The sequence below is a fragment of the Bacillus sp. 2175 genome, assembly GCF_057812155.1.
Map to the genome: position 1 here is coordinate 3,478,334 of NZ_CM173819.1, position 12,143 is coordinate 3,490,476.

11 protein-coding genes and 1 pseudogene are annotated in these 12,143 nt (G+C 34.9%); 3 read left to right on the plus strand and 9 right to left on the minus strand.

Annotated features, from left to right (window positions below):
- Positions 1–82 precede the first annotated feature (82 nt).
- The 7 genes and pseudogenes from ACXKY9_RS17995 to gabP form a co-directional block, all read right to left on the minus strand.
- On the minus strand, positions 83–1,939 hold the full coding sequence (locus ACXKY9_RS17995; RefSeq protein ID WP_000704595.1) for a PTS fructose transporter subunit IIABC: 1,857 nt from the start codon (positions 1,937–1,939) through the stop codon (positions 83–85).
- Between the two features lie 13 nt (positions 1,940–1,952).
- Positions 1,953–2,864 carry a 1-phosphofructokinase gene (gene pfkB / locus ACXKY9_RS18000; protein WP_000640829.1) on the minus strand — a complete coding sequence of 304 codons (912 nt, stop codon included), beginning with the start codon at positions 2,862–2,864 and terminating at the stop codon, positions 1,953–1,955.
- Complete coding sequence (locus tag ACXKY9_RS18005) at positions 2,861–3,613, minus strand: DeoR/GlpR family DNA-binding transcription regulator (RefSeq protein ID WP_000957286.1); 753 nt, start codon at positions 3,611–3,613, stop codon at positions 2,861–2,863. The genes pfkB and ACXKY9_RS18005 overlap by 4 nt, the downstream gene beginning before the upstream one ends.
- Before the next feature lie 157 nt (positions 3,614–3,770).
- A complete protein-coding gene (locus ACXKY9_RS18010; RefSeq protein ID WP_001179092.1) occupies positions 3,771–4,934 on the minus strand; it encodes an iron-containing alcohol dehydrogenase in 1,164 nt (387 codons plus the stop codon).
- Positions 4,935–5,050: 116 nt separating this feature from the next.
- A complete protein-coding gene (locus tag ACXKY9_RS18015) occupies positions 5,051–5,593 on the minus strand; it encodes a DUF420 domain-containing protein (protein ID WP_000228314.1) in 543 nt (180 codons plus the stop codon).
- Positions 5,594–5,910: 317 nt separating this feature from the next.
- Positions 5,911–6,251, minus strand: a pseudogene (locus tag ACXKY9_RS18020) (hypothetical protein).
- A 126-nt stretch (positions 6,252–6,377) separates the two neighbouring features.
- Positions 6,378–7,772, minus strand: a complete 1,395-nt coding sequence (gene gabP, locus ACXKY9_RS18025) for a GABA permease (protein WP_000360110.1) — start codon at positions 7,770–7,772, stop codon at positions 6,378–6,380.
- Positions 7,773–8,042: 270 nt separating this feature from the next.
- On the opposite strand from gabP, the gene ACXKY9_RS18030 reads away from it, so the two are divergent.
- Positions 8,043–9,125: a chitinase gene (locus tag ACXKY9_RS18030; RefSeq protein ID WP_000932439.1), complete on the plus strand. Its 1,083-nt coding sequence runs from the start codon at positions 8,043–8,045 to the stop codon at positions 9,123–9,125.
- A gap of 199 nt (positions 9,126–9,324) precedes the next feature.
- Here the strand turns inward: ACXKY9_RS18030 and ACXKY9_RS18035 are convergent, their stop codons facing one another.
- Complete coding sequence (locus ACXKY9_RS18035; protein WP_001095345.1) at positions 9,325–10,218, minus strand: metallophosphoesterase; 894 nt, start codon at positions 10,216–10,218, stop codon at positions 9,325–9,327.
- 193 nt (positions 10,219–10,411) lie between these two features.
- Here ACXKY9_RS18035 and ACXKY9_RS18040 point away from each other — a divergent pair, with 193 nt between their 5' ends.
- Both ACXKY9_RS18040 and ACXKY9_RS18045 read left to right on the plus strand, forming a co-directional pair.
- Positions 10,412–11,227, plus strand: a complete 816-nt coding sequence (locus ACXKY9_RS18040; protein ID WP_000110530.1) for a formate/nitrite transporter family protein — start codon at positions 10,412–10,414, stop codon at positions 11,225–11,227.
- Positions 11,228–11,367: 140 nt separating this feature from the next.
- Positions 11,368–11,640 (plus strand): HU family DNA-binding protein, encoded by a 273-nt coding sequence (locus ACXKY9_RS18045; RefSeq protein ID WP_001043904.1) that lies wholly within the window; start codon positions 11,368–11,370, stop codon positions 11,638–11,640.
- Positions 11,641–11,659: 19 nt separating this feature from the next.
- Here ACXKY9_RS18045 and ACXKY9_RS18050 read toward each other — a convergent pair whose 3' ends face one another.
- On the minus strand, positions 11,660–12,139 hold the full coding sequence (locus tag ACXKY9_RS18050) for a GNAT family N-acetyltransferase (RefSeq protein WP_000910155.1): 480 nt from the start codon (positions 12,137–12,139) through the stop codon (positions 11,660–11,662).
- Positions 12,140–12,143 lie beyond the last annotated feature (4 nt).

Sequence of the window (12,143 nt, forward strand, 5' to 3'; positions counted from 1 at the left end):
AAAAACATCAATATTTAATTGTTAACCTATTTTTTTGTAATAAAAAGAGAGCAGCTACTAAAAGCTGCTCTCTTTTTATTTGTTATTGAACTTTCTTTTTCCAAACACCTAGCATAATGGCCGAGACAATCGTTCCAATTAATATAGAGAAAATATATAGTAACGGTTTATTTACTAACGCTATTACAAATAATCCACCATGCGGTGCTGGTAATGTAATTTGGAATAACATAGATAACGCACCTGCAATACTTGAACCAACAACACAACTTACGATTACTCGAACCGGATCTGCAGCTGCAAACGGAATCGCACCTTCTGTAATGAACGATGCTCCCATAATATAATTTGTTAAACCAGATTTACGTTCCGCTTCTGTAAACTTTGATTTAAAGAATGTAGTTGCAAATGCAATCGCAAGTGGCGGTACCATACCACCAGCCATAACTGCTGAGTGCACTCCAAAATTCTGTGCTTCTATTGCAGCAATACCAAACGTAAACGCCGCTTTATTAATTGGACCACCCATATCAATTGCCATCATACCACCTAAAATAAGACCTAGTAATATAGCATTCGTACCGTTTAAACCATTTAACCACCCTGTCAACATTTCATTTAATGCTACTACAGGCGGAATCACTGCTTTTTGCATTACAACTCCTGTAATCAATAATCCAAAGACTGGATATAACAAAACAGGTTTAATTCCTTCTAATTGTACTGGTAGTCCTGAAAATAATCTTTTCAACCCTAAAACAACATATCCAGCTAAGAAACCAGCAATTAATCCACCTAAAAAGCCAGCATTCGCATTCGCCGCTAAAAATCCACCTACAACACCAGGCATAAAACCAGGACGATCAGCAATAGAACTTGCAATAAATCCAGCTAAAATTGGTACAAGGAATAAAAACGCACCTGTTTTTCCTCCACCAATTGACATGAACAATTCAGCTAAAGGACCTTCCGCCTTTATACCACCAAACGAAAACGCTAGCGCTATTAAAATCCCGCCGCCAACAACGAACGGAAGCATATTACTTACGCCATTCATTAAATGCTTATAAATTCCTAATCCTTTTTCTTTTTCCGTACTTTCTGCCTTTCCATCTTCTTTTACACCTTTAAAGATTGGTGCATCTTGCTTTACAGCTCGATTAAGAAGTGTTTCCGTTTTTCTAATCCCATCAGCGACTGGTACTTGAATGACATGTTTACCAGCAAAACGATTCATTTCTACTTGTTTATCCGCCGCAACAATAATAGCTGTTGCTCGTTCAATGTCTTCTTTTGTTAAACCGTTTTTTATACCTGTTGATCCGTTCGTTTCAACTTTAATTGCGATTCCTAGCTCTGCTGCTTTTGCTTTCAAGCTATCTGCGGCCATATACGTGTGAGCGATTCCAGTTGGGCAAGCCGTAACTGCCAATACGTACGGTTCATTTCCTTCTGGTTTGGCGACTTCAATCTCTTCTTCTTTTTCATTCTCTTTTTCATCAAATAGTTGAAGAAGCTCACTTTCATCCTTTGCTTCTAATAGTTGCTTGCGAAACCCTTCATCCATTAATAATGTCGATAAACGAGACAACGTTTCTAAATGAGTATTATTCGCTCCTTCACTTGCAGCAATCATAAAGAATAAGTGTGCTGGCTGTCCGTCAAGCGACTCATAATTGATACCGCTTACACTTCTACCAAAACAAATCGATGGTTGTTTAACAGCCTTTGTCTTCGCATGAGGTATTGCAATACCTTCCCCTATTCCAGTCGTACTTTGGGACTCCCGCTTTAAAATAGCTTCTTTAAATTCCATTTTACTATTTAAACGATTTGCCCCATTTAATTTCTCAACTAATTCATCTATGACAGCTTCTTTATTTGAAGCTGTCAAATCCATAATGACTGTATCTCTTTTTAATAGTTCTGTAATTTTCATATGTTGCTTCCCCCTATCGCTTAGCTACAATTACTTGCGACAATAATTCTTCTACTTTTTCCTTCTTACATAAATCAGCTGAAAATGCTGTTGCACTCCCTGTTGCAACGCCGTATTGAAATGCCTTTTCAATATCTTTTGTCTGTTCATATTTGCCTACAAACCCTGCAACAAGAGAATCTCCGGCCCCAACTGAATTAATTACAACACCTTTTGGAACAGTCGCTTCATATATACCTTCTGCCGTAAATAATAAAGCTCCCTCTTCAGCCATCGATACGATAACGTGTTTTATACCTTGTTCAATTAATTTTCTTCCATAAGGTAAAACGTCCTCTACTGTTGAAAGCTCCACTCCAAACAACTCACCAAGTTCATGATGGTTTGGCTTAATTAAAAATGGCTTATTTTTAATTACATGCTGCAGTGCACTTCCACTCGCATCGACTACTACTCGAATACCTTTTTCAGCTCCGAGCGCTGCGATTGATTCATAAAAGGTAGTTGGGATAGATGCAGGTACACTTCCAGCTAGCACAACGCAATCTCCCTGCTTCATACTTTCGATTTGTTTCATTAATTGTTCAAATTGCTCATTTGTCACATTAGGACCTTGCCCATTTAATTCTGTCTCTTCTTGTCCTTTTATTTTCACATTAATTCGGGAATCTCCGTCTACTTGGATGAAGTTTGTCATTACGCCTTCCGCCTGTAATACACCTTTAATAAATTGACCGGTGAATCCACCAGTAAATCCAAGTGCTATATTTTCCACACCTAAACGATGGAGAACGCGAGAAACATTAATCCCTTTTCCTCCAGGAAACTTCATATCTTTCTCTGCTCGATTGACTGCGCCTAAATCAAAGGAATTAACTTGTACTACATAATCAATAGATGGGTTTAAAGTAACTGTATAGATCATTGTTTATCAGCCTCAATTACATTGGTTTGTCTTTTATATTTTTCTAAATCAATTTCTAAATGGTTTGTAATAATATTTGCTTCTTCAACATTTGCAATTTTCGCAAATGCAACTTCTGAAAACTTACTTTCATCAATTAAGAAATATCCTTCGTTTGCTAATGTTAATGCCATTTGTTTTAAGAGCGCTTCTTCTGGATCTGGCGTTGTAAAGCCAAGCTGTTCATGTACACCATTTGCACCTAAAAAACATTTATCAAAACGATACTTCTGCATACTTTCCTGTGCCATAGCACCGATTAAAGCTTTCGTCCTACTCTTCATCATTCCACCTAGTAAATACGCACGAATATTATTTTCAACTAAAGCTTCAATATGCATAAGTCCATTCGTAACGACAGTCACATCTTTATTTATTAAAAATGGAATCATTTCAAATGTTGTACTTCCTGCATCTAAATAAATACAATCACCTTGTTCAATAACGCTAGCCGCATAATTAGCAATTTGTTGTTTTATTTGAATGTTTTTGGATGATTTTTCAACCATCGTTGGTTCTTGCCCTTTTCCTGTTAAAACAGCGGCACCACCATGAACTCTTTTTAATAACCTTTGCTTTTCCAATTGTGCTAAATCACGGCGAATTGTCGACTCAGAGCTTTCTGTTCTTTCAACTAATTGCTGTAATTTTACAACTTTCTGTTCTTTTACAAGTTGCAATATCATTTGATGACGTTCAGGAGTTAACATTTTATTCACCTCTTCTTTGATTACAGTATAATGAAAACGGTCACAAAAATCAACCACAAACAATCAAAAATAATCAAAAACACCCATAAACATTTATAAACAGTAAAAAGAAACCTATTCGATTAAACAATCAAATAGGTTTCTTTTCTAAATTCACTTATAAAGAAGCTTTATATATACTTAAAACATCATCTTTATTTAATTTTTTAAAGTTACCAAATTCACCATACGCCATCGCTTTATTAGCCATTATATCAATTTCATTTTCTCCAATACCGTAATCAGCTAATGTTGCTGGCGCTTCAATTGAAGTCCAAAATTGACGCAGCGCCTTAATTCCTTCTAAAGCCACTTCTTTATCTGTTTTGCCATCTGTTTCTATATCAAATACACGAATAGCGAACTGTTTAAAACGACTTACATTTTCCTCTACAACATGTTTCATCCAGTTCGGGAATAAAATCGCAAGGCCACCCCCGTGTGGTATATCATGAACAGCAGAAACTGCATGCTCAATATTATGAGTCGCCCAATCTCCTTTTACTCCCATCGCTAAAATGCCGTTTAACGCCATAGTACCACAATATAAAATAGTTTCTCTATGCTCATAATTTTCTAAATCACTTAAAAGCTTAGGTGCTGTCTCAATTACTGTTTTTAAAACAGCTTCACAATAACGATCTTGTAGTTCTGTATTCGTTCCATGATGGAAATATTGTTCTAATACGTGCGACATAATATCTACCATACCGTAAATTGTTTGATCTTTCGGTACAGAAGTAGTATGAACTGGATCTAAAATTGAAAACTGCGGGAAAGTAACCGGGCTACCCCATCCATACTTTTCATTCGTTTCCCAGTTTGTAATTACCGAGCCTGCATTCATTTCAGATCCTGTTGCTGCAAGAGTAAGTACAGTACCAAATGGTAATGCCTCATTAGCAAATGTTTTTTTCGTTACAATATCCCATACATCTCCATCGTACTTACTACCAGCTGCAATTGCCTTCGTACAGTCGATCACACTTCCTCCACCAACTGCTAAAATAAATTCAACACCATTTTCTTTACAAATTTGAATCCCTTTCTTTACAGTTGATACACGTGGATTCGGTTCAACACCTGTCAATTCAAATACTTCTGCATTTATATCCTTTAAAATAGAAATTACATTATCATAAATACCGTTTCTTTTAATGCTGCCTCCCCCGTATACGAGAAGAACTTTTTTACCGAACTGTGGAATTTCAGTTTTTAACTGCTCTAATTGACCTTTACCGAAAATAAGTTTCGTTGGATTACGAAATACAAAATTTTGCATATTCCTTTACCATCCCTTCTATATGAAAAGCAACTATACTTTTGTATACCATATTTTTTTCATTTCACAAAAATATTTGCTTAATAAAAAAATCCCAGCCTACAGGCTGAGATTTTTTATTGGTAATAAGGTGAGATCATTAAGTAAACAATAACACCAGATAAACTTACATATAACCAAATCGGCATCGTCCAACGTACAATTTTACGATGACGTGTTAATTGATTTGTAAAACCAAATACAAGTGCAAACAATGCAAGCGGTACAATAATTGCCGCCAGGATAATATGTGTAATTAAAATGATGAAATACACATATTTAATGAATCCTTCTCCGCCAAAATGTGTTGCTGGCGCTAAGTAATGATAAGATAAATAAGAAACACAAAATAGCAACGTCGTTGTAAATGCTGCCAGGATGAAACCACGGTGCATTTTCACATTCTTCTTAATAATAGAGTATAGAGCTGCTAATAAGAATACGAACGTAAAGCTATTAAAAATTGCATTTAACATTGGTAAAATTGTTACATCAAAATGTAATTCTCCTTCATAGCCAACAGGTCCAAAGAACAAAAATAAAATAATCGCATTTACAATTACAGAAAGCGTTATCACAATAGGAGCATAGCTTTTCTGATTTGTTGATTGATCCACCAAAATGGTCACTCCCTCTTCCTTCAAATATGTATACGTAACCTCACTATTTTAACATACTATTCACAGTGTAAATGTGACAATAGTTTGACACAGCAAGATAAGACAAAGAAAAAATCCTTCTTAATAAAACTTCTTAAGAAGGATTTTATCGCTTTATTATTCAAATAGCAACGCGATTAGTTTTTGTTAAAAAATGTATCGCTATATGCTTGAAAAATTTCAGACACTTGATATCCCATTAAAGAAATTGCTGTTAATGAAAAGAAACCAATCATAAGAAATCGAAACCACATATAAATCTCCTCCTTGTATTTAGCTTAAAAAACATTCGCTATATTACAAGTTGAGTGGCACTCTTCATCGTCACTTTCCTTTTTCCTTACAATTGCTGTAATAAATCGAATCATAAAGAAAATAACAAAAGGAATTTGTTCGTAATTCACATTGGCATAGTTTAGCAACGGCTCGCGCTGCATATCGAACGGGGATGAGAAGGAATAGAACATACCTTGCTCTTCCATATATACAATTACAATTTTCATGCAAAATACGATTCCTAGAAACGAAACAATATCTTGCCATTCTGTCGTATATAACAGGTTATACAGCTCTAATACGTACTCTTCCATTATCATCCCCCCCCTTCCTTTTTTACCATTTTGCTCGCCTTCGTATAAAAAGTCAAGAAAAAAGTTTATATCCACTATGACAATAGTAATTACTTGTTTCTATGATTATATATGATTCTTTTATAGCAATGACTGGGTGTAACTCTCTTCGAAAATTAGAATCGAACAGATTCCTCATTCTTACTTTTAGGATTCAAAACTGTGCTATTTTTATTTCTATTAAAAATAAAATAAGAAAGTATGATAAGAACAGTAACAAACATTGTTAAAAGTGCTTGTGAACGTAAAGTATCAATTGCGAACATCGCAACTAAAACTGCTATAATAGCAACAATTGTAACATACGTTACATACGGAAAAAGCCACATTTTCACTTTCAAATTTTGTTGTTCCACTTTCCCCATTTTTTTACGCATCTTTAAATGCGAAACTGCAATAACGAGATAAACTAGTAACGCAATCCCGCCAGATGCATTCACTAAAAACAAAAAGACTTTATCTGGAGAAATGTAACTAAACACAACGCCAATATAAGCGAAGAAAGTTCCAAATAAAACGGCCCGAACTGGAACACCACTACTGTTCAATTTCAAAAACGCCTTTGGAGCATCTCCTCTTTCTGCCATCGAAAAAAGCATTCTTGAGTTTGTATATAAACCCGAATTTAAACAAGAGAGTACAGCTGTTAAAACGATAAAATTCATAATTTGTGCCGCAGCTGGTATTCCTATATGTTCCAATACAGCTACAAATGGACTTTTTAATATGTTTGCTGAATTCCATGGCAGTAGCGTAACAACTACCGCTATAGACCCAATAAAAAATACAAGAATACGCCAAATCACACTGTTTGTTGCTGTTTTTACTGCTTTTACAGGTTCTGCAGATTCACCTGCGGCTACCGCTACAATTTCTGATCCCATAAATGAAAATATAACGACAGTAATTCCAAGCAGTACCGAACTTATACCGTTTGGCATAAATCCACCTTGTCCAATTAAATTCGAAGTGCCGGGTGCTTCTGTTCCTGGAACAAATCCTAAAATAACAGCAAGACCTAGACAAAGGAACAAAACAATACTTATTACTTTAATAAAAGAAAACCAATATTCAAACTCTCCAAATGATTTCACCGAAAAAACGTTCGTCAGCGTTAATAAAATTGTTAATATTAAACTTAATAACCAAAGCGGTATTTGTGGAATCCAATATTGGATAATACCAGCACCTGCTGTGGCTTCTATTGCAATAACAATTACCCAAAAAAACCAGTATAACCAGCCTATTGTATAACCCGCCCAAGGACCAATCGCTTCTCTTGCATACGTTGCAAATGAACCACTTGTCGGATTAACAGCTGCCATTTCTCCTAGCATTCTCATGACGAAAATGACTAGAAGTCCTGCTAATGCATATGAAACGATAGAACCTGGTCCTGCCGAATGTACAACTGCACCACTTCCAACAAACAAACCAGCCCCTATTACACCGCCAATTGAAATCATTGTAATGTGGCGTATTTTGAGGTCTTTCTTTAGATTTTTATCCAAATCTTGTACATCCCCTTCCAAACTAAATTTTGAAATTTATGTAAGAGTACTGTGCGAAAGATTTTGTCCTATACTTTAAAATATATCAAAATATTCTGAATTCAACAATTAAAATTCAACCTCCTTCAAAAATTATTACATTAGGTTTAATACTTTCCCATACACAATTGTTGAGAAAATTATAGTCCCTTTACAAAAGAAAGAATTTTCAGATATTATTAAATAAACAAGATTATACATCTAGACAACTTTTTGTATAGGAGTGTTGATATGTTAAACAAGTTCAAATTTTTTTGTTGTATTTTAGTAATGTTCTTACTTCTACCGTTATCCCCTTTCCAAGCACAAGCAGCAAACAATTTAGGTTCAAAATTACTCGTTGGATACTGGCATAATTTTGATAACGGTACTGGCATTATTAAATTAAAAGACGTTTCACCAAAATGGGATGTAATCAATGTATCTTTTGGTGAAACTGGTGGTGATCGTTCCACTGTTGAATTTTCTCCTGTGTATGGTACAGATGCAGAATTCAAATCAGATATTTCTTATTTAAAAAGTAAAGGAAAGAAAATAGTTCTTTCAATAGGTGGACAAAATGGGGTCGTTTTACTTCCTGACAATGCCGCTAAGGATCGTTTTATTAATTCCATACAATCTCTGATCGATAAATACGGTTTTGACGGAATAGATATTGACCTTGAATCAGGTATTTACTTAAACGGAAATGACACTAACTTCAAAAACCCAACTACCCCTCAAATCGTAAATCTTATTTCAGCTATTCGAACAATCTCAGATCATTATGGTCCAGATTTTCTATTAAGCATGGCCCCTGAAACAGCTTATGTTCAAGGCGGATATAGCGCATATGGAAGCATATGGGGTGCATATTTACCAATTATTTATGGAGTGAAAGATAAACTAACATACATTCACGTTCAACACTACAACGCTGGTAGCGGGATTGGAATGGACGGTAATAACTACAATCAAGGTACTGCAGACTACGAGGTCGCTATGGCAGATATGCTCTTACATGGTTTTCCTGTAGGTGGTAATGCAAATAACATTTTCCCAGCTCTTCGTTCAGATCAAGTCATGATTGGGCTTCCAGCAGCACCAGCGGCAGCTCCAAGTGGTGGATACATTTCGCCAACTGAAATGAAAAAAGCTTTAAATTATATCATTAAAGGAGTTCCATTCGGAGGAAAGTATAAACTTTCTAACCAGAGTGGCTATCCTGCATTCCGCGGCCTAATGTCTTGGTCTATTAATTGGGATGCAAAAAACAACTTTGAATTCTCTAGTAACTATAGAACATATTTTGATGGTCTTTCCTTGCAAAAATAACAAAGTAAAACTATAATTAGCCCTCATCAATCGGACATTTATGGGCAATCAATGCAGGATAAAAACAACAATAGGTCCCTTTATAGGTCCTATTGTTGTTTTTTACTTATGAAAATTACTTTGTCACATCTAAAGTTTTAAGAAACTCTTTTCCATCGACCAACATCGCACGTTCCTTGGAATCATATTGTTAAATATTCTAGTTACTATTTTGCTTCAACACAAAAATTGAAAGCTCAGGTACACTACAAAATCTAACAGGCATCCTAGTAGTCCCAATGCCACGATTTACATATAAATATAACGGCTTACTCTTCCCCTCTACTTCATACATACCTTCAACGTAGTGCTCAGCTAGTTTGGTAGTAATTAACGGACCTACAAAAGGAATTTGGACTTGTCCTCCGTGACTATGTCCTGACAGTTGAAGATCAACTGGGTAACGATTTATTTTGGTTACAACATCCGGCTCATGTACTAATAACATGTTGAAATCATTTTGTTTCAAGTTTTTTAAAGTTGAATCTATTTGCGGCTTCCCTAATAGAAAATCATCCAAACCTGATATTATAATATATTTGCCGTTTTCCACTTTAATTTTCTGCACTTCATTTACTAATACAGAAAAACCAGCTTCTTCCATATATTTTTTGTAAAATAAACTACCGCCCCCGCCCCTATCATGATTCCCAAACACAGCATATTTCCCTAAGGGAGCGTAAATTTTCTGCAAAATAACCTTCGCTTCTTCTCTTTCCGCACTATAAGACCCAAATTTATCTATTAAATCTCCGGTAAAAACTACTATATCTGGATGTAATTCATTCATCTTCTCCACTAAATGTTCAAGTTGTTTCAGTGTAAACTCTGGTCCTAAATGTACATCTGAAAACTGCAATATTTTTTTATTATTAAACTCTTTAGGAATTGTAGAAGCTTCTATTTCATTCCACGTAACTGTTACTAGTTTTCGTTCTATTTCTGTCGCATAATAATACAAACTTACTGGTATCATTAATATACTTATAAAACTAATAATAAATATCTTTACGATTGATTTTTTTCGTTCTTTTTTTACATGATTCGTATTCATGTTTTCACCTCTAGAAACACTTTAAATCCTTATTGTTACATTCATGTGACAACATGAACAATGTTATCAATATGTAATTCCCTCTCTATTCACTTTGACAATTTTATACAGAAGTCATAACATATTTTTATAATACATAGATTTTCGAAATTTTTTCTATTCATTCCATCATTTTATTACGGAGGGGTTATTCATGTCTGTATTTACACCAGAAGAAATTACGGAACTTGCTGCTAATTCCGGAAGAAAAAAAGCTCATTTATCATTACTCCCTATGTTAATTCTCGGTTTTTTTGGCGGTGCTTTTATAGCATTAGGGTATTTACTCGATATTCATGTTATTGGAACAATGCCAAAGGCTTGGGGATCATTTACTAGTTTTCTAGGCGCTGCTGTATTCCCTATTGGCCTTATTCTCGTTATTCTTGCAGGCGGTGAACTAGTAACTGGTAACATGATGACAGTTTCTATGGCCTGGCTTCAAAAGAAAATTACTTTATTTTATTTCATACGAAATTTAGTTATTGTTACATTTAGCAATTTCATAGGGGCTGTATTTGTAGCCTACTTTTTCGGTCATATCGTTGGCTTAACTGAAGGAGCTTTTTTAGCAAAAACTATTTCTATCGCTCAAGCGAAACTACAAGATACACCATTGCAAGCATTTATTTCTGCAATCGGATGTAATTGGCTCGTTTGTTTAGCTGTTTGGCTCAGTATGGGAAGTAAAGAATTTATCGGAAAGATTATCGGTATTTGGTTCCCGGTTATGACTTTTGTTGCGATTGGATTTCAACACGTTGTAGCCAATATGTTTGTCATCCCAGCCGCCATTTTTGCCGGTCATTTCACTTGGGCTGAATATTTTCCAAACTTTATTTTTGTTTTCTTTGGAAATTTAGTAGGAGGTATGTTATTTGTAGCACTACCTTACTTCATATCTTATAATAAGAAACTACCTGCTCATCAAGAGAAGACTGAAATGAAGAACAAATCTCTGTCCGCTTAAATGGAATGTCTATAAAGTGCCCTAAAAAATATTACAAATTTCATTTTTTTTGCGAATATATGTACGTACACTTGTTCTCGAATGTTTTATACGTTATAATAACAACTTAAATAGCATTATTTACATATGAGGTGAAAAACATGAACAAAACAGAATTAATTAAAAACGTAGCACAAAATGCTGAGATTTCTCAAAAAGAAGCTACTGTAGTTGTACAAACTGTAGTAGAATCAATCACTAACACTTTAGCTGCTGGTGAAAAAGTACAACTTATCGGATTCGGTACATTCGAAGTTCGTGAAAGAGCTGCTCGTACAGGCCGTAACCCACAAACTGGTGAAGAAATGCAAATCGCAGCTTCTAAAGTACCTGCTTTCAAAGCTGGTAAAGAACTAAAAGAAGCTGTAAAATAATGAAAAATATCCTTCTCATTTATGAGAAGGATATTTTTTTCATAACATAATTAATAAAAATCTGACCATTATGTTGTTTCTTTTGTTCTTTTATGCAAATAAAACCTTTACTTTCAAAAAAAGGTTTTGCGGTAATGCTCGCCTCTGTATATATCTCCCTATGCCCTAGGTTCACTGCTTCTTTTTCTAACTTCTGTAGTATGTATGAAGCGACTCTTTTCCCTTGATAATCTTTATGCGTAAATAAACGATCTACGTAACGATCATCGTTATAATCCCCAAACCCCACAATCACACCTTTATGATCCGCTACATAGCTAATATTCTTTTCTAAAGACTGTAACCAATTTTCTCTATCTAGTTGCTCCGGTGCCCACGCCTGTAGCTGTAACTCATTATAATCTTTTGCATTAACCGTATGAACTGTTTCATAGAACAATTGTAATACTTGATCTAAATCTTCTTTCTGGAATGTTCTAATTATAATATCTTTTAACATATAT

Excerpts from the sequence above, each read along its gene's own strand:
- ACXKY9_RS17995 (WP_000704595.1), bottom strand. The coding sequence starts at position 1,939 with ATGAAAATTACAGAACTATTAAAAAGAGATACAGTCATTATGGATTTG.
- pfkB (WP_000640829.1), bottom strand. The coding sequence starts at position 2,864 with ATGATCTATACAGTTACTTTAAACCCATCTATTGATTATGTAGTACAA.
- ACXKY9_RS18005 (WP_000957286.1), bottom strand. The coding sequence starts at position 3,613 with ATGTTAACTCCTGAACGTCATCAAATGATATTGCAACTTGTAAAAGAA.
- ACXKY9_RS18010 (WP_001179092.1), bottom strand. The coding sequence starts at position 4,934 with ATGCAAAATTTTGTATTTCGTAATCCAACGAAACTTATTTTCGGTAAA.
- ACXKY9_RS18030 (WP_000932439.1), top strand. The coding sequence starts at position 8,043 with ATGTTAAACAAGTTCAAATTTTTTTGTTGTATTTTAGTAATGTTCTTA.
- ACXKY9_RS18035 (WP_001095345.1), bottom strand. The coding sequence starts at position 10,218 with ATGAATACGAATCATGTAAAAAAAGAACGAAAAAAATCAATCGTAAAG.
- ACXKY9_RS18040 (WP_000110530.1), top strand. The coding sequence starts at position 10,412 with ATGTCTGTATTTACACCAGAAGAAATTACGGAACTTGCTGCTAATTCC.
- ACXKY9_RS18045 (WP_001043904.1), top strand. The coding sequence starts at position 11,368 with ATGAACAAAACAGAATTAATTAAAAACGTAGCACAAAATGCTGAGATT.
- ACXKY9_RS18050 (WP_000910155.1), bottom strand. The coding sequence starts at position 12,139 with ATGTTAAAAGATATTATAATTAGAACATTCCAGAAAGAAGATTTAGAT.